The 17910-nt window shown below is 46.4% G+C and carries 16 protein-coding genes and 1 pseudogene; 13 read left to right on the forward strand and 4 right to left on the reverse strand.

The genetic code is table 11. The features are described 5' to 3' along the window. Positions 1-166: 166 nt before the first annotated feature. A complete protein-coding gene (locus BMY62_RS13155) occupies positions 167-364 on the forward strand; it encodes a macro domain-containing protein (RefSeq protein ID WP_177170393.1) in 198 nt (65 codons plus the stop codon). Between the two features lie 792 nt (positions 365-1156). Here BMY62_RS13155 and BMY62_RS13160 read toward each other — a convergent pair. Next, the gene (locus tag BMY62_RS13160; RefSeq protein ID WP_090660865.1) at positions 1157-1918 is read right to left on the reverse strand and encodes a toll/interleukin-1 receptor domain-containing protein; all 762 of its coding nucleotides are present in this window, start codon (positions 1916-1918) and stop codon (positions 1157-1159) included. 146 nt (positions 1919-2064) lie between these two features. On the opposite strand from BMY62_RS13160, the gene BMY62_RS16570 reads away from it, so the two are divergent. From BMY62_RS16570 to BMY62_RS13195, 6 genes are all read left to right on the forward strand, one after another. Further along, a complete protein-coding gene (locus BMY62_RS16570; protein ID WP_256207620.1) occupies positions 2065-2283 on the forward strand; it encodes a hypothetical protein in 219 nt (72 codons plus the stop codon). Between the two features lie 600 nt (positions 2284-2883). Further along, a complete protein-coding gene (locus BMY62_RS13175; protein WP_090660871.1) occupies positions 2884-3990 on the forward strand; it encodes a hypothetical protein in 1107 nt (368 codons plus the stop codon). 507 nt (positions 3991-4497) lie between these two features. Then, positions 4498-4743 (forward strand): type II toxin-antitoxin system Phd/YefM family antitoxin, encoded by a 246-nt coding sequence (locus tag BMY62_RS13180; protein ID WP_090660874.1) that lies wholly within the window; start codon positions 4498-4500, stop codon positions 4741-4743. Then, entirely contained in the window at positions 4740-5165 is a 426-nt protein-coding gene (locus tag BMY62_RS13185; RefSeq protein ID WP_090660879.1) for a type II toxin-antitoxin system VapC family toxin, read from the forward strand. The genes BMY62_RS13180 and BMY62_RS13185 overlap by 4 nt, the downstream gene beginning before the upstream one ends. 66 nt (positions 5166-5231) lie before the next feature. Further along, positions 5232-5450 carry a hypothetical protein gene (locus BMY62_RS16365; protein WP_218142986.1) on the forward strand — a complete coding sequence of 73 codons (219 nt, stop codon included), beginning with the start codon at positions 5232-5234 and terminating at the stop codon, positions 5448-5450. A 635-nt stretch (positions 5451-6085) separates the two neighbouring features. Beyond that, on the forward strand, positions 6086-9157 hold the full coding sequence (locus BMY62_RS13195) for an nSTAND1 domain-containing NTPase (protein WP_090660882.1): 3072 nt from the start codon (positions 6086-6088) through the stop codon (positions 9155-9157). Between the two features lie 42 nt (positions 9158-9199). On the opposite strand, the gene BMY62_RS13200 is transcribed toward BMY62_RS13195, so the two are convergent. Beyond that, on the reverse strand, positions 9200-10321 hold the full coding sequence (locus tag BMY62_RS13200) for an RNA-directed DNA polymerase (protein ID WP_177170395.1): 1122 nt from the start codon (positions 10319-10321) through the stop codon (positions 9200-9202). On the opposite strand from BMY62_RS13200, the gene avd reads away from it, so the two are divergent. Beyond that, positions 10315-10659 (forward strand): diversity-generating retroelement protein Avd, encoded by a 345-nt coding sequence (gene avd / locus BMY62_RS13205; RefSeq protein WP_177170396.1) that lies wholly within the window; start codon positions 10315-10317, stop codon positions 10657-10659. The two genes, BMY62_RS13200 and avd, sit on opposite strands and share 7 nt — an antisense overlap. On the opposite strand, the gene BMY62_RS16715 is transcribed toward avd, so the two are convergent. Both BMY62_RS16715 and BMY62_RS13215 read right to left on the reverse strand, forming a co-directional pair. Continuing rightward, positions 10640-10942 (reverse strand): hypothetical protein, encoded by a 303-nt coding sequence (locus BMY62_RS16715; protein WP_256207621.1) that lies wholly within the window; start codon positions 10940-10942, stop codon positions 10640-10642. The two genes, avd and BMY62_RS16715, sit on opposite strands and share 20 nt — an antisense overlap. 204 nt (positions 10943-11146) lie before the next feature. Further along, a complete protein-coding gene (locus tag BMY62_RS13215) occupies positions 11147-13924 on the reverse strand; it encodes an nSTAND1 domain-containing NTPase (RefSeq protein ID WP_090660895.1) in 2778 nt (925 codons plus the stop codon). Between the two features lie 324 nt (positions 13925-14248). Here BMY62_RS13215 and BMY62_RS13220 point away from each other — a divergent pair, with 324 nt between their 5' ends. The 5 genes and pseudogenes from BMY62_RS13220 to BMY62_RS16575 all read left to right on the forward strand — a co-directional run. After that, entirely contained in the window at positions 14249-14437 is a 189-nt protein-coding gene (locus BMY62_RS13220) for a hypothetical protein (RefSeq protein ID WP_090660898.1), read from the forward strand. 3 nt (positions 14438-14440) lie between these two features. Then, positions 14441-15229 (forward strand): hypothetical protein, encoded by a 789-nt coding sequence (locus BMY62_RS13225; protein WP_090660901.1) that lies wholly within the window; start codon positions 14441-14443, stop codon positions 15227-15229. Continuing rightward, a complete protein-coding gene (locus BMY62_RS13230) occupies positions 15222-16109 on the forward strand; it encodes a mechanosensitive ion channel domain-containing protein (protein ID WP_090660904.1) in 888 nt (295 codons plus the stop codon). Before BMY62_RS13225 ends, BMY62_RS13230 begins: the two co-directional genes overlap by 8 nt. Beyond that, entirely contained in the window at positions 16106-17443 is a 1338-nt protein-coding gene (locus tag BMY62_RS13235; protein ID WP_090660908.1) for a TRAFs-binding domain-containing protein, read from the forward strand. Before BMY62_RS13230 ends, BMY62_RS13235 begins: the two co-directional genes overlap by 4 nt. Before the next feature lie 21 nt (positions 17444-17464). Next, positions 17465-17863 (forward strand): annotated as a pseudogene (locus BMY62_RS16575) (IS3 family transposase); the annotation flags it as partial. Positions 17864-17910: the final 47 nt, after the last annotated feature.

Here is a 17910-nt window from a genome sequence, read left to right on the forward strand (position 1 = left end):
CAAATTCCATGGTGAATGGAATTACCAAATCAAACCTCATCAATTGTCAGATATACACTAAGCCAAAGTGTTCAAGTTATTTTTGCTAAGCTACTTAAAGTCGGATTGTCTGTTAAACATACCGACAAGCGATAAAAATTTCTCTCATTCTCGGATCAATCTGCAGGTGCGCAATCTAGCGGTCTGCATCACCAACGCGCTAAAGCGGGCAGATAAGGAAAAATTTACAACCATCCTGTTTCCATTGCTGGGTACCGGGACAGGCGGGGCCGGTCTGGATCAAACCGTCAGGAATTTGTTTCAGGCGCCCATCCACCAGCTAAAACAAAACCAGGGTATGTGGTCGAAGAAGTTTACTTTCTGACCTGGAGTGACGTCAAATTAAAGAGCTATTTGGATTACATGGAGAACTCACCGGAAGTAAGGCACGTGAAATAGAAATCACGGGGGCAGCGGTCACAAAAAAGCAAGTCACATAGCGATGAACCGTCGCCACCGGTCGCGTACATGTAATTGCTTAAGATTCAGTTTCATGAGTACTTATTACACGAAAAAAGCTTACATGTTCGGGTTTGCAGGGTAACTTTATGAATTGGATTGTGATTGTTTACTGAACAAATCTACCTTGGCTCTCTTATTGTCCAGCCTTGACATTTTGCATTAGGCGAACCTTGTTGCGTGCTTGAATCATGAGTCCCGGAAATTGCAATCTAATCTTATTCAGCTTCTTATAACCTAAGCATACTCATCAAATTAGTATGCAGATTCACGCCAGTGCGGGTCATAGTAAGTCACTTCCTTATCTGTAATTATATATTTTCAATATGCTATATCAAAGCATGACCTGATTGGAAAATCTTTTTTGAAATTAATCCAAATAATGCATATAGCTATCTGCAAATTTACTTGGAATTTGCAGATAGATTTTAAGGATGTGAGTGTCCAATTAACCGGATCCACTTTTAGGGTCATTTTCTGGCAATCCAGGAAGTCCCCAAAAAATGGATAATGCCGAAAAAACTGGAAAGCTGCTTTGAATCGTTTTATGATCGAATTCGAGGATTGATTGAATATGCTTAACTCAGACCGTTGCACAGTTTAATTTACAGTCCTTTACTTAGCTCAAACAAGGAGATCTCAGAAAAGTCGGTATAATTTATTTTCTATTCTTCCATGCCTCATTGATTGTATGCACCAAATACTCAAACTTTTCCAAGTTAACCCATTGTATGAAATTTAATTTTGAAGGAGTGTCGCATTTTTCAAGAAGCAAGGGTATCAAAAAAATATCATCTGCATTTCTTTTCTTCCAAATGTTCATCGCCATATCGATTTCTTCTTGAATCACACCTTCTCGATTAATAGAATTTTTTGACAAACAAACAATGAAAAAATCTGATTGATTTATTGCTTTATAAATTTCATCATTCCAGTTTGTGCCAGGCTTAAGATCATTTATATCTAACCAAGGCTTGTAACCTTGTTCGTTTAGCTTTTGATATAACTCTTTTACAATTGATTGATCTGCATGAGCATAACTGAGAAAAATTTGAGGTGGTTTTTTTCGTTTAAACATTATGTTCAGTTCAGCTAACAACCAAAAACTAATAAATACAAATAAAAGGACTAGCGGAAGAATTCCGTAAACAAATTTTCCAGCAAATATTATATGTATCAGAATCCATATTGCAGATAGCAAACTAATATTTCTAGAAACAGTCCTTATGATGTACCAATCAATTACTTCATAGTCCTTTTTTCGATCCAGATAAACTCCACTAATGTACATAATAATAAAAAAAATTGTAAAAGATACTAATACAATTTGATCATTACCATAAATAACACTAAAAATAAAAATGAATAAAAAAATATAGCTTAAATAATTAAGTAGCTTTCTAGCTCTTTTTATTTGCATTTCATTAATTCCAGAGTTTCATAATTATTGAACTGTACGTCGTCAAATGAATTTGGACAGATGGGTGCTTGAAATAAGAAACGCATCAATTCATCGATTTGAATTTTTAACCAATCTATCGTAATAAATTTCTCACCGCTTGGCCAATGTTTGCAGTCAACGATGTCCGGCGTCATGTTGATCAAACACGTATAGATTCGAATGGCGCTCCTCTTAACGATGCCAACTTTGAACTCGAAGTCAACTTTCTGGAGTATTGGGAACATCACCCTTCAGGCAAAACCCAGCATTTCTCCTGGGTAACAGACATTACGATTACACCTGAGAATCTGATGCAACTCATGCGCGCCGGGCGCGCACGCTGAAAAATCGAGAATGAAACTTTTAACACCATGAAAACACAAGGCTACCACTTCGAACATAACTTCGGCCACGGTTACTGGTATTTATCCACTGTTTTTGCCAATTTGATGAAGCTGACGTTTTTGGTTGTACAGATACGACAGCACTGTTGCAGCTTGTTTCAACGGGCAAGATAAAGCGCACAGCGCACAGCGAAATAAATATTTATGAGAGAAAATGCGAGGATTATTCTTCCATTACCATCTGCTAAATTGGTAAACTTTGTATAAGACGATTGCCTTTGATATAAAATCAACCGTGCCCGCCTTTAATGATTCTTCTTGATCTACTGACCGGGACAAAGTTTATTCGAAGGGTGTTTTCAAGTCTAAAAGTAGCCAAAAGTCAAAAACCAACATTAGTTGGATGGCCTCATTCGTGTGAAAGAAATAGGCTACTCCGAAAAATCTTTAATTTGATTCTGTTGTTAATGTTGGTAGAAATTGCGGGAGAAACTATTTTATTTCCATTAAACTAGAAAAATGAAAGATTATTGAATATAAACAAAAACAATTGCTTTTTAATATAAAATCAACGAATTGTTCAAAAACGAGGTAAACATTATGCCGCTTACATTCGGTGATCAATTGAAACTTTTCGCCTTGTCAGTCGACGTCGTTGACATTGACCGTTTTAATCGTATCAATCGGTTGATAGACGAATATTGCCGAGAAACACTTGGGATTGAATCCACAAAGCTCCACCTTGCCAGCGAAGTCGATAACCAACCCGCTCTAAAACAATATGGTATGGGAGCACTCGACATCGAACACGTCAGAACTATAAAAACAAGCAATGGTAACTATAATAGTCTGACTTCGCTCGCCTATGGCAAGCGCAAACCACTTTGGATCGTCAGCGCTAATGGTAAACAAAATCTCAAGAAATGTAGTAGTGGATTTAGTGATCTATGGTCTGGCCTTAAAACTCTTCCTGACTATAAAACAAATGGAAGTATAGATGAGAAAGAGCTCAGAACTTCGATTATTATTCCAATCTGTCACAAAAATGACATGTTGGGAGTTATGAATTTTGAAACATCTGACTACATCGAAATCACGGATGAAGCTAAAAGCGAGTTATCCAAAATCACAGAGACTCTTGGCATCCTGATTCATCTATTCCGATCTGCCGATGCGCAGAAAACGAGTACAACAGCTGCTCTAGATAACCTTCAACAACTCCTGAGTCGACCCTTACCAAAACTTACGAAACCCAAAATATTCCTAGCCTCTTCTGCTGATGCCGAAGCCGATGTAATCTCAGCTGTATGCAATGTGTTGGATGAAAGCACCTATACGGAGAAACTGGATCTTATCTACTGGAAGGATATGAATCAACCGGGCAACATCAATCAACAACTATTGGAGGCAATTGCAAGCTGCAGATATGGCATCTGCTATTTTTCGCAGAAAGTTGCTGATAACGATTACATTGATAATATCAACGTCGTGTTCGAGGCGGGAATGTTCCATGGCAGAGTAGACGAAATTACACCAGAGCCCGCGAGCTGGATTCCTATCCGCGAAAAACAATCCCCAGAATTGCCGTTCGATTTCGCTCAAGAAAGAATCCTCTGGGTAGAAAGAAACAAAAACGGTACTCTTAAGACGAAGCCTTTCGTCAACACGTTTAGAAAAAAACTGGATATCCTGATACGTAATAACTAAACAACCACCAGCTAAAGCTGGTGGTTGTTTAGTGACTCAAGATGAACAAATAAAGTAAAAAGACAACCCGTCATGCGTTGGAAAAATCTGTGTTCACATTGGTCCGGAATGAGTGTTCAACTTCGCCGGAATATGCAGCGATCCACCTAACAGTCATTACAAATATGATTATCAGCCTACTCTATTTTGAAAGTTAACGGGACAGCAGGACTGTATATGGAAAAATAAAACCCAAAAACTCACTTTTTCCTCAAAAATAATGCTTAAAAAAATCAACTTTTGCTTGACTGAACAGGTTAATTGACAGCTCGAGGCATTAGGATGTGAAGAATCTTACAGAAAACAAAAAATAAGTGAGTATAGGGCGTAGCTTGCTATTGATAATATATTGTCAATAATAGACTGACACCTAAGTCCTTTTCCAGTTTTTAAAACTAGATTTGTATTTTCTCATATTCCTCGCCTATAATAAATCTAGATAATCTAGTTTATTTATTGGTGTTTGATATGAAAGAATGGCGTATCGCAGATGCAAAGAATAAATTGAGTGAACTGGTCAATAATGCCCTGGCTGGAGAGGCGCAACTGGTTCATCGCCGGGATGGTAATGTTGTAATCATCTCTAAAGAAGAATATGAACAACTAATCGGTCAGAGAAAGACCTTTAAGCAATATATTCTTTCGCCACCTCATGAAATAGATCATCTTGATGATATGCGTGATAAAAGTCCGATGAGATCGGTCGATTTATGAGGGTGCTGCTGGATACCTGCGTGTTATCCGAACTTTATAAGCCGGAGCCGTTGGCCGCGGTTTATGAAGCCGTCAACAATGTTCCGGATGAGAACTTATATTTAAGTGTAGTTACCTTGGGAGAAATAAGTAAGGGCATTACGCTTTTGCCGGATAGTCGCCGTAAACAAGAATTATCTGTATGGTTCGCCCATATTGAACACGCGTATTCCGAGCGCTTATTGCCGATCAATGCAGAAACAGCCACGATATGGGGGGAAATAACGGCTAAAGCGCAGAAGGATGGTATTGTTATTAATGCGAGTGACGGGCTCATTGCTGCAACGGCCTTGCAGCACGGTCTGCATCTCATGACGCGGAACGTAAAAGACTTTGAGTCTGCCCATGTTATGCTTATAAATCCATGGATGAAGGAGACGTAACCATGGCTCAGTGTATTACACCAAGCACCCCTGGCCCGCTCGCCACCTCAAACCGGCTGCTAACGAATGCAGATTTTGCACGGCTGGCTGGCAGAAGTAGCTCTCGAAATTGAATGGTTTGCAAACTTGGGTAATGCGCAACCCCGACATTCTTACAAAAACGCGTTGAGAGATTTTATGACTTTCACCGGCATCAAAAAAAACCGGAAGAATTCAGAGAAGTCGCTCGCGGCCACATCATCGCCTGACGCGATGAGCTGGCTGGTCGTGATTTTAGCGGTATGACTATACGCCATTCGCCTCGCTGCCCTGTCCTCTTTGTTTGAATATCTATCTGAGAACAACGCGGTGACACATAATCCCGCAAAAGGCGTGAAGCGACCGCCGGTGGTAAGTTACGAAGGCAAGTCCCCTGCCCTAGGTGATCATCAAGCCCGCTAATTGCTTGAAACGCCTAACGACCACCCATCATTACGTGGAAGCAGACTTGGTCATGAAGGAGCGAACTCTTGCCAAGCTTCAGGAACTCGGCACCAATATTCGCCGATACCACGCCCCGGACTCTTTACTAGAGTTCCTGAAGTGCCTGTAATTGTATAGCGTTTGAACATGGCTTCGGCAACGCAACAACGCAACTGCCATGGACGCTGTAACAATGCTATCCATAACTGAGTTGTCTACATAATGGCCGCTATGCAGAGCTCTACATAACGGCCAAAACCAGTCAGTCGATTTCTTTCAATAAATCTACGATAAACTGATCAAATAATTTAAAGCAGCCAGTATTATCATGTTTTTCAGATCTGAATATCGTTCTATTTTAGGATGATACGCAGTTAGCACATTGAGTTAACATCATAATTTTGTTGCTTCCTTTCCTAATGCATGGTAGTTATACGGAAACTATATAATTACTTGTAATGTCGAAAATCTTTCTCAGTCACTCCAGTTACAATAATGCGCATGCGCTGGCCCTTGCGTGTTGGTTGAAGGAAAATGGTTGGGACGATTATTTTCTCGATGTTGATGAGCCAGCGAAGGGTCTGGCGCCTGGAGAGCGTTGGCAGGCTTCTTTGAAGCATGCGGCACACCGCTGCGAGGCGGTGATTTTTTTGATCTCGCCAGCCTGGCGTGATTCGCGCTGGTGCCAGGCCGAGTTTTTACTGGCCAAACAACTTGGCAAAGCCATTTTTGGTGTGCTGGTCGAGGCGACGCCGCTTGAAACATTGCCAAAGGAAATGACAGCCGAATGGCAGTTATGCGATCTGGTGCAGGGGGCGAAGCGTTGCACGTATCAGGTTTCTCACGATCCAATCGTGCCACAGACCGAAGTTTCATTTGCTGACGCTGGTCTCACACGCCTTAAAATCGGTCTGCAGCGCGCCGGACTCGATCCCGCCAGTTTCCCATGGCCGCCGCATGATGATCCGAAGCGCGTCCCTTATCGTGGCATGAAACCGCTGGAAGCGGTCGATGCTGCGGTATTTTTCGGGCGGGATGCAGCCATTGTGCATGGGCTTGACACATTACGTGCGATGCAGGAACAACATATCGAACGTATGCTGGTCATTCTGGGGGCTTCAGGATCAGGCAAATCGTCCTTTATGCGCGCCGGCCTGTGGCCAAGGCTTATGCGCGACGATTTGCATTTTTTACCGTTACCGGTAATCCGGCCGGAACATGCGGTATTAAACGGCCCCGCTGGCCTAATTGCGAGCCTTGAAACCGCATTTAATGACCTGGGACAAACCAAAACTCGCGCGAGTATTCGTACTGAGCTGCAAGCGCCCAATGGTCTGATGCATTTGCTCAACGAACTGCAACAACTGGCGTGTACACGGATCAGTGCAGCGTTTAGTTCAACGCGTGAATCCGAAAAACCGGTTCCGACGGTTGTGATCGCTATCGACCAGGCTGAAGAGTTGACAAGCACCGAAGGGCGCAAGGAATCTGAGCCATTTTTGGCGATGCTGGCAGAAAACCTGTCGCTACCCGAATCTGACCAGGTAACGCTGGAGCGTATCAAAAATCGCCCATTGGTTATAGTAACCATTCGTTCCGATGCTTACGAGCGCTTGCAAACCGAACCTAGTCTCGAAGATATTAGTCCCCGATTGTTCGATTTGCCGCCCATTTCCCCTAAACAATACAAAACGGTCATCGAAGGCCCTGCAACGCGTGCCACGGCGGCAGGGCACAAACTAACTGTCGAATCTAAACTGACCGAACAACTGTTGCGCGATGCCGAGGGTGCGGATGCATTGCCATTACTTGCATTTACACTTGAGCGGCTCTATGTCGAATATGGCAGCGACGGTGATTTGCGCCTGGATGAATACAACGCCATGGGAGGTGTGCGCGGCTCGATTGAAGCAGTAGTCGAAGCCGCTTTTGCCGAACCGGGACGACAACCCGTTGTTCCAGCCGGTAAGGCTGAGCGAAACGCTTTGTTGCATAAAGCTTTTGTACCCTGGCTTGCGGGCGTCGATCCGCACACCAGTGAGCGTATGCGAAAAATCGCGCGCTGGGATGAATTACCGCCTGAAACACATCCATTGCTGGAGCGGCTGATCGAGGTGCGGTTATTGTTGCGTGATCGCTGTAAACTGGACTATGGGATGCAGGAAAGTGAGGCCGTTGAAGTCGTCGAGGTTGCGCACGAAGCGTTGCTGCGTCAATGGAACATGCTCAGTCAATGGCTCGACGACGATGAAATAGACCTCAAAGCGCTGGAAAGCGTGCAGCGTGCCGCCAGCGACTGGCGCAAACATGGCGGTACTGATACCTGGCTGGTCCATGGGGGTGCGCGTCTTGTCGCCGCTGAACGGATTTGTGCCCGGACTGATTTCAATCGCCTGCTGGGTGAGGCGGGTTCTGCGTATTTGACTGCCTGCCGGGCAAAAGAGGATCAACTGCAGCGTGCACTGAAAGGGACCCCTGAGTATGATCTCAAAGACTTGACGCAAAAGTGGCAGAAACGCACAGGGCTCAAGCGGCTGTTCGGGCTTGTTGGCTGGTGGAAACTATTCCGTTTTCGAGGACTGGCATCGCCGGAAAGCCTGGAATCGACTTTTTTACGCTGGAGCCGTGCGCGTGCCTCGATCAATGCGTTGGTCCTGGTTTTACTGATCGCTTTCCTAACCCAGGTTTTGATCCAATCAGCAGACTGGGCCAAGGAAAACGATTTGACAACTGAATATGCCTTGTTCAAACCGCTGTGGGTGCTCGGCTATACACCCAAGCCGGAACTGGTCGAAGTCCCGGCGGGTCAGTTCACCATGGGTTGCCTGGAAGGCCGCGATGATGTTGCTTATAGATGTGGTAGTGATGAAAAGCCGGTGCATGAAGTGACCATTCCCAAGCCTTTCCTCATGGGCAAACACGAAGTCACTTTCCTTGAGTACGATACGTTTGTGTGGCACATGCGGCAAAATGGCAATAAAAGAAAAGACGGCAGCGAATGGCTATATCCCGATGATGAAAACTGGCCAGACCGTTTGAATCGTCCGGTGATCAATGTCAATTGGCACGATGCACAAGCCTATACCCGATGGCTGGGTCAGCAAACCGGCCAGACCTGCCGGCTGCCGACAGAGGCGGAATGGGAGTACGCAGCACGTGGTGGCAAGGCAACCGCATATCATTGGGGTAGTGAATTTGGGAACAATAACGCCAACTGCAATAATTGCGGCAGTGATTGGGATGGCGACATGACTGCACCTGTCGGCAGCTTCCCGGCGAATCCTTACGACTTGCATGATATGTCAGGTAATGTCTGGGAATGGACCTGCTCCGGATATAGCGACGAATTAGTCAAAGAAATAGCGCAACAATGTTTGCAAGCAGATAGCACCAAGAATCGTGTGCTGCGCGGCGGTTCCTGGTACTATGATCCGAACCTCATGCGCGCGTCGAACCGCCACAACGACCATCCGGTCGACCGTTACTACGATATCGTTTTTCGGGTGTTGTGTTTGTCCCCCATCGAATAGCGGTACGCCGGCGCGCTGAACACTGAAATGCTGAATTGCTATTCACTGATCGCGCCGCGTAGCGGCGCGCGATTTTTTGTGCCGCAGATCGCCGGGTTTGATGCGAAACGGCCGCAATACATGACGGCGCAGCCCCCATGTATCGGCAAAGCGCAGGTGATTGATCCAGCCCTGGACACTGGCATCGAATTCAGCAAAGGAAATGCGTCCATCGCAGTATGCAGCGTAACGTTGTTCGAGACGCCGGGTCGCATGCCTGACTTTTCGTGCTTTGACTTTACGAAAATCCGGGTAAACAACGAAGCCGAGCCACGGCACGCCATGCGCAGTTGGCACTACCTGTGCTTTGTGGTCGTGAATCGTCAAACGCAACCGGGCCAGCCTTAATTTCAACGCTTTTTTCCATTCCCAAAGCTGTTGTCTGCTGTCGCCGAAAAGTGCAAAATCGTCAACATAACGCAGGTACGCCTTGCAGCCTAACTCGCGTTTAATAAACAGATCGAAATCATGCAGGTAACAGTTTGACCAGAATTGGGAGGTCAGATTACCGATGGGCAATCCGCGTGGTCGACAGGCTGCAAGCAGATCATCTTCAGGAAACCAGACCATGGTATATTCATCCGCCAGCACCTCGCAACCACATGCAATGATTTTTTCAACCAACGCCATGAGATCGGGCTCAGGGATATGCGTCTTGAGACTCTCCAATAGTATGGCATGATCAATCGATGCAAAATGCTGCCGGATATCACAGCGTAAAACATAAGTGTAATGCCTGCAAAAATGCTGCAAGCGATCGATCGCGCGGTGCGTGCCTTTGCTGACACGGTTGGCGTAACTGTCCGGAATAAAAACTTTTTCAAAACGTGGTTCAATGATGTTACAGAGCGCATGATGCACGACCCGGTCACGAAACATGGCTGCACTGATCTTGCGCCGCTTCGGTTCATGAATCAAGAAATGGGTATATGCACCGGGTGTGTATGAATCACTGATCAGCTTATCCTGTAATGCCAGCAAATGATCCATTAACTGGAACTCGAATGCGGCCACATTGATTTTGCGACGTTTTCCGGCGGCAGCCCGTTGGAATGCCTGCAGCAGATGCGGCAAACTGCAGAGTTTTTGGAAAGCTTCGCTATAACCGGAGAATGTCAATGGCACAGGAACTCGTATTGCTCACGCGATTATTTGATCTATTAAACTGGCTGTTGCCGAAAACCGAGCATTTTCCCAGAATTTACCGATATACGGTAACGCAGCGCATGATGGACGCAGCACTCGATTGCCAGGAGGCGGTCTTCACAGCGCAGAGCAGCCGCAGCACACGCCGTAAAACAGCGCTGGAAGATGCTGATGCGGCGCTGAACCGCTTGCGCCTGTATTTGCGGCTGGCGCATCACTGGCACTGGCTCAACGACGGTCAGTATACTCATGTCAGCACGTTGGTGGCGGAAATCGGCAAACTGCTCGGCGGCTGGATCAAGCAGTCCTCCCGTTAACGGCATCAATAAACGGCATCAATAGAGGTGGACGCCGCGAGAACGTATCCAGGCGGCGCCCGGCTTCAATATATGCCCGACGTGGCAAATCATGACAACGGCGCACGTGCGGACGGGACTCACCTGCGCCATCCATCCTCTCCGGCCTCGGCCAGCAAGCCGTAACCGGCTGGCACTTCCGGCAAACGAAGCAGACGTCGATGTGGGACAAACACAACACCCGAAAACCGATATTGTTGTTACGGTTGTCCGGATGGTTGTTGTTGCGGTTCGACGCGCGCATGTTGTTCGGATTATTGTTCCAGGAACCGCCGCGCAGCACACGATTCTCGTCTCAGGGAACCCCACAAAACGGCAAAACCGATCTGCTCGGTCAGTATGCCGATATTATCCACAAAACAAAAGCAAAAAATTGCGTGCGGCGCCGCTTCGCGGCGCACAGTGGACAGCGGCACAGCGCCTCAGTGTTCAGCGCGCCAGCGAACCGCTATTCGATGGGGGACGAACATAACACCCGAAAGCCGATATTGAAGCTACGGCCGCCCGGACGGAAGTCGTCGCGGTTCGACGCGCGCATGCTGTCTGGACTATTGAACCAGGAACCGCCGCGCAGCACACGAAAATACTCGTTGTTTGGCAACTCTGGACATTGTTGTACGCCGTCATGCAATGAGTCATTTCTAGGCGAGCAGGTCCATTCCCAGACATTGCCCAGCATATCGTGCAGTCCAAACGGGTTGGCTTTGAATTGGCCCACCGGCGCCGCCTGCTGACTATCCCATTTGCTCCCACAACCAGCACAATTGGCGTTATTTTGGCCGACGTCATCGCCCCAGTAATAGGCTGTATCGGTTCCCGCGCGCGCAGCATACTCCCATTCATATTCGGTCGGCAGGCGGCATTCATGGTCTATCTGTTCACCCAGCCATGCAGCATAGGCTGCAGCGTCATGATGGTAAACGTTAACAACCGGTTGACTGCTACGACCACCAGGAGCATCTTTCGGAAACTTAATATCAACAATATTCTGGCGCTTTTGCGTCCACACATAATAGTCGTATTGTTTGTAGGTCACTTCATATTTGCCGAGCTGAAACGGCTCTTTTATGTCAACGGGTATCTTGTCACTGGCTTCATCACCCATCATGAAAGTGCCTGCTGGAACAGGTACCAGCTCAGGCAAGGGGCTGTAGCCCAAACGGTAGAGTGGATTCCAGAGTTCGACTTCCAAAGGGTAATCATGATTCTTGGCCCAATAAACTGAATCGCCAATAAATGCAACCACGCCAAGCCAGAAGAGAACTACACCCAGTAGCAGCCGCTGACTCCAGGCAAGAAACCGGCCTTCTGGTGTATTTTTACGCAGCCGCAATGTGCGAAAATTTTGAATATCGGTAAACGAGTAAGATAAATGCCATAAACGCCCCAGCCATTGACTCTGATGCCACTGGTTACTCTTGAATTTGATTTGCTGGCGGTAGAGTTCACGGTTGTGGTTTTTTTCAACGTAATTGTACAGTGTTGGCCAATAGCCGATGAGTTTCCCGTTTTTTTCATCCTTGCTGCGCGCGCGGATCAATGTTTCATGAATCAGGTCGACATAATACTGATCATTTTCCTGGTTGACGGTCACGAGGCGTAAAGCACCTTGCTGACCGATCGAGTCATCTGCATTACGCCCTCCGGAAAGCATCATGAGTATATGTTCACCAAGCTCAAGGTTGCCATTGCCCGCAACATAAATGGCTTCTTCCCGCGTGACTCGCTGACGCGTGTGGCGGCCATCATCATTAATACGCGTCAGGCGTAGTAACAACTCTAATGCCCCCTGCTTGCCTTTTGCGGAACCTTTGTCGATTTTTTCCAGCAACATATCGGCCTGCGTACTGAGCATACCGGCCAGCCCATTCTTTTGACGGTAAAAATCGCCACTCAGGCGGTTACCTTTTCGGTGCTGCCATAATGTCAGCAAGGCATTTTCTATCAGTGGCAGCACGCCAGATTCGTTTTTTGCATCTTCGAGCATGACGGTCATGATTTCACTGACATCCAGCCCGGCCAGGTGCGCGCGTTGTTCAATAACTTCCCGCATCCCCTGCTCTGAGATGTTCGGTAGAAAAAAGCGTTTGCAGTGGCTGTTGTAGAGTGCCTGCAGGCTGGGCAACCGTTCGAACCGGTCAAGAAAATCGGCACGAATGGTGTTGATCAGAAACAATGGGCATTCCGGATCTTGCAGCGCATTGGTCAGTAACGCGTCAAACTGTTTGCGTGAATCCTCATCCGCAAAAGTAAACAGTTCCTCAAACTGATCAATGATAAGCAAGAATGCAGTTTTGGTATCCGCGCGCTTAAAATCCTTGATGGCGAATGCGAGCGCACGCGGGTCATCTTCAAACCGTTTCAAACGCCTGAGTGAATCACGTTCTGCAGGGTTATCAACCAGTCCCTGTTCCAGTGTTTCTGCAAGTTTTGCGAGGGGAGTTTTGCCGGGCATCATCGGGCCGATGATCGTCCATTGATCAAAGCCAGTACGCGCCCATAATGCGCCTTGCTCAATCATCGGCAGCATACCGGCCCTGACCAGTGATGATTTACCCGAGCCACTGTTGCCTTCGATCTGCAACCAACGGTTGTAAGCCGTGCCGCCACTTTGATTAAGACTGTCCGGATTGGTCTGTTGCTGATCACCCAGGCAAGCGAGCGCTTCCAGCGTTTCCTTGCGCCGTCCGAAAAACAACCTTGCGTCTTTTTTCTCAAATGCACTAAGCCCAAGAAAAGGACAGCCTTCGAAAAGTTGCCTGCTGTCGGTGCGAATCACATGGGATTTGATGGCTTCGATTAATGCATCCGGCAAGGGATCGGCGTGTTTCCAGTAATCTACCTGAAACAATGCAAGAAAAGGTGGCAATGATTCCGGATTCGCGTCATCAAGCAGTACAGGAAAAATTGGTAACCGCATCGCATCATCGTGAGGCGACAGATGCCGCTTTAAAGCAATTTGTACTTCAGCACCGACCCAGCGCTGAACGCCATTACGCCCGACCAGTAATACAAAAGCATTACAATTTTCCAGCGCCTGCTCGAGCTGCGTTACCCAGCGATCACCCACCCGGATAACGTCTTCATCACGAAATACATTCAATCCGGCTTTTTCCAATTCGGAACGCAGCCGGATACACGCTTCGCTGTCAGTGCGACTATAGCTGATGAATACTTCTTTGCGTGTACGCGCTTCGGGTCGCGATTGTTTGTTATCGTGTGCCATATAAAATAATAAAGACCTCTTCACGAAGGAACCGCCAGAATTATTTTAACTTAATTTTGCATTGAAGAATCCAATTAAACGGATTAAACGGATTAAACGGATTAAACGGATTAAACGGATCCATTTCTGAAAATTGGCAACACATCGAAACAACCAATCCAATCGAATTGTTCAGCAACTGTTTGACTATGAACAGTCTGAATAAAAACTGCGAAAGCCGGTTGATTCTTGCACCCGGATGTTACTTCACGCAAATAAATGATATGCTGGTCAAGGAAAAATGACCGAAAAAAGGTTAATGAGGATAGGATATAGAACGCCCAGATGAGACAACATGTCTTCGTTGTCATGCCTTTTGGAAAAAAAGAAGGTATTGACTTTAATGCAGTCTACTTGGATTTAATTAAACCAGCATTATTACAGGCAGCGGTGGCGCCTTTTCGTGCTGATGAAGAAATCCTGCCTGGCGATATTCGCGCCGATATGTTTCAGGAATTGCTGATGGCTGTGTGATATGTGAATTGTCAGGGTTTTAAAAAAATCAACAAGGGTTTTGGTATGCCTTTAAATGCGGTTCTAACAACAGGATGGCCGGCTATATCCAATGGAGAGATGTCGGCATTAGAATTACATGAAAAAGCAGAGAGTTCGGGCAAAAACTATCGCGATGCCTTGTTAGCGCAGATTGATCCCGCAAAAGATATTTTAAACCTTGAAACAACATTTAGGCGCAGGCCATCGGGTTACGGTCCCATAAATCAGATCGTGTCCAACCTCGTTGATCAAAAAGAAATCATACGCTGTCAGGTTGATGCATTTGCGTTTGCTTTCCTGAAGAATGCAAAAAATTTCGATACCTTGATGGCAATTGACAGCGAAAGCCTGCAACGTGTCAAAGTACAGCTTGAAAAGTGGAATAATGCCCTGTACGCATTGACAGAATTTGAGCGTCTTGGCAAACCACTGAAAGAACCTTGGCACTCACTAGAGCATACTTATCTTGCCTTGCGTGCCATAGTTGGGCGCGCTTCAACAAGAGACGAAAGGCGCGCCCTGGTCGTGTTATTGATTACCGGTCCCGCTAGCAGTAATAATATTAAAGATGACTTGCGATTAAACTACTCACTTTCCAAACGGGTTATGGGAGCGATGATTAAGACGGGCGCTCTGGAATATAGAGAAAAGACATCACATTACGCCATACGCCAAGACGCGATTCCGGTCGTGCTGTTGTTAGTGAGGGAACTCATGGGCTTGGATATGCTGGCCATGCTTGATGCCATAAAGGAACATAGTTATGGATGATTTGTTTGCAATGCTTATCGATCCATTTGTGGGGATATACGTCGCTTTAATTATTGTTATTCAGTATATTGCCTATTACTGGAACGCATATCAAAAGAAACAAATTAGCAAACGGCGTCGGCTGTTAGGGTTAGGTGATCAAATTCTTGTTAACCAAGCGCAACGGCTTGTAGAACTAAAAAAAGAAGCGAGCAATCAGGCGTTGGTTTTGCTGTTACCGATCATAGTTCTTCCGATTGTATTGTGGTTGATATCGACACGAATGGAAGACTACAGCCCCGAGAAGGGATTACTCCTCACTTTTTTCATTTTCGCACTGTGGTTGCTGTTTAATGGCACCGACATCGCTAGAGCCGCCCTGGGTGGCATTGCATTTCGAACGATAACAGCGTTCAGCGAGAGCTTTCAAGTCGGTGACCGGGTAACGCTTCGAGGACATAGTGGCAAAGTATTGGAGATCGGTATTTTTTACGTCAAGCTTCAAACCGCTGATGATGACTTGGTTTGCATACCGACGTCGTCGCTATGGTCAGAAAACCTGCTTTCGGCAAATGCCGGCGAACGGGCCTCGCTCTGCGTCATTCCTTTTTATTTCTCGACACGAATTGACGCGCAGCAATTGCAAATGGCTGAAGACGCCATCTGGGGTTCCATGCAAGGATCAACTTATCTTGACCCAGAAAAACCCATTCAGATATACCTTTCCCAAGAAAGGGACTGCATCAAACTTACTGCCAAATCCTATGTCGCATCCACTTATAACGAACCGTTATACAAAAGTGATGTCACCCATGCCTTTCTGCAATTCGCTAGAGCCAAACATATTCCATTAGCCACCCCATATTTGATCGAGGATGGCAAACAAAGGGAAGCGCCATGAACCGACCACTATGCTTTGTTTTGATGCCTTTCGGAACAAAACCACGGGAATCAGGCGCGTCAATTGATTTTGACGCGGTATACAGTCAGTTAATTATGCCGGCTATTGAAGCTGCCGACATGGAATCGTTGCGAGCCGATGAAGAAATGGTTGGCGGCCTAATACACAAGCCTATGTATGAGCGCCTGATATTATGCGAATATGCAGTAGCGGACCTGACTACCGCCAATGCCAATGTGTTTTATGAATTGGGACTGCGTCATGCAGTAAGGCCATCAAGTACTGTGTTGATTTTCGCTGAAGGCGGAGGTCAATTACCCTTCGATGTTGCGCCGTTACGTGCCATTCCCTATGGGCTGAATCCAGATGGAAAACCGAATAAGCCGCAAAAGGATTTGCTTGTTTTAAGCGAGCGGTTATGCAAAGCACGGCAGGCTACCACAGATAGCCCTGTTTATCAGCTGGTGGAAGGCTTTCCCGATATACAGCGTTTAAAAACCGATGTATTCAGAGAACGAGTAGCATACTCTACGCAGGTCAAGCAACACTTGGCGCAGGCAAGAAAGCAAGGTATAAAAGCAATTGAAGCGATTGAAACCGAATTGGAACCGATTGCGGATGCCGAGGCTGGTATGGTAGTGGATCTTTTTCTCTCTTACCGAGCTGTCAAAGCGTGGCAAAACATGATTGACCTGGTGCAAAAAATGTCGCCTCCACTTGCTTCCACTGTGATGATTCAGGAGCAGCTGGGCTTGGCATTAAACCGCGCGGAACGTGGTGATGAAGCAGAAATGGTTCTACTCGACTTGATCGAACGCCGCGGCCCCAGCAGCGAAACCTACGGTATTCTTGGCAGAGTTTACAAAGACCGATGGGAAACCGCAAAAAATTCAGGTAGCAAACTGCAAGCACTTGGTTTTTTACAAAAAGCAATTGATGCTTATTTAAAAGGTTTTGAAACGGATTGGCGTGATGCATATCCTGGTGTCAATGCAGTGACCCTAATGGAACTGAAAGATCCACCAGATCCACGCAAAGACTCTTTGATTCCCATTGTCTCCTATGCCGTTGAACGGCGCATAGCCTCAGGAAAACCAGATTACTGGGATTATGCAACACGCCTGGAATTAGCTGTGCTGGCTGGAGATGAAGCTATTGCTATGGAGAACCTGGCCAATGCCCTGGCTGTCGTTCGTGAAGCATTTGAGCCTGAAACCACGGCACGTAATCTAAGATTGATACGTGAGAGCAGAGAAAAGCGTAACAATACGACAGATTCAGCCTGGACAAAAGAGATAGAAGACGAACTCCAGCAAAATCAGTCAAGTCTTTGACCTGATCAGGATCTTCCGATTGACCCAAACCATGAGGAAATGCTGGCGTGGATAAAGGATAGTGCCAAAAGCATAATACACCTACGGTAGTCGGCGCATGAAAAAAGCGCTGAATGCCTTGGGTTATCCAGTTAGCCGGAATAAGGCAAGAAAATTAATGAAAGAAGCCAAAGTCCGAGCTAAACAGCACAGGAAACACAAAGGTCACAACGAATAGCTACCATCAGCAACCGGTATTTGAGAACCGGCTGAACCGTGAGTTTGATGTGAAACAGCCTGATCAGGTTTACGCGGCTGATGTGACCAATCTATATATGGACACAGGAAGGCTGGTCGTATCTGGCAGTTGTTTTAGATCTGTGTACACACAGGGCTGTTGGTTGGAGCATGAATTCAAGGATGAAGGCGAAACTGGTGTGTCACAAAACACTTGACCATCTTACAGTCATGTGGATACTTTAGATCTG

Origin of the sequence: Nitrosomonas marina, from assembly GCF_900111605.1 — a bacterium.
Lineage (GTDB): Bacteria > Pseudomonadota > Gammaproteobacteria > Burkholderiales > Nitrosomonadaceae > Nitrosomonas > Nitrosomonas marina_A.

Coding starts and splice junctions, on each gene's coding strand:
- BMY62_RS13160 (WP_090660865.1), bottom strand. CDS start 1,918: ATGCAAATAAAAAGAGCTAGAAAGCTACTTAATTATTTAAGCTATATT.
- BMY62_RS16570 (WP_256207620.1), top strand. CDS start 2,065: ATGTTTGCAGTCAACGATGTCCGGCGTCATGTTGATCAAACACGTATA.
- BMY62_RS13175 (WP_090660871.1), top strand. CDS start 2,884: ATGCCGCTTACATTCGGTGATCAATTGAAACTTTTCGCCTTGTCAGTC.
- BMY62_RS13180 (WP_090660874.1), top strand. CDS start 4,498: ATGAAAGAATGGCGTATCGCAGATGCAAAGAATAAATTGAGTGAACTG.
- BMY62_RS13185 (WP_090660879.1), top strand. CDS start 4,740: ATGAGGGTGCTGCTGGATACCTGCGTGTTATCCGAACTTTATAAGCCG.
- BMY62_RS16365 (WP_218142986.1), top strand. CDS start 5,232: ATGCAGATTTTGCACGGCTGGCTGGCAGAAGTAGCTCTCGAAATTGAA.
- BMY62_RS13195 (WP_090660882.1), top strand. CDS start 6,086: ATGTCGAAAATCTTTCTCAGTCACTCCAGTTACAATAATGCGCATGCG.
- avd (WP_177170396.1), top strand. CDS start 10,315: ATGGCACAGGAACTCGTATTGCTCACGCGATTATTTGATCTATTAAAC.
- BMY62_RS16715 (WP_256207621.1), bottom strand. CDS start 10,942: ATGCGCGCGTCGAACCGCAACAACAACCATCCGGACAACCGTAACAAC.
- BMY62_RS13215 (WP_090660895.1), bottom strand. CDS start 13,924: ATGGCACACGATAACAAACAATCGCGACCCGAAGCGCGTACACGCAAA.
- BMY62_RS13220 (WP_090660898.1), top strand. CDS start 14,249: ATGAGACAACATGTCTTCGTTGTCATGCCTTTTGGAAAAAAAGAAGGT.
- BMY62_RS13230 (WP_090660904.1), top strand. CDS start 15,222: ATGGATGATTTGTTTGCAATGCTTATCGATCCATTTGTGGGGATATAC.
- BMY62_RS13235 (WP_090660908.1), top strand. CDS start 16,106: ATGAACCGACCACTATGCTTTGTTTTGATGCCTTTCGGAACAAAACCA.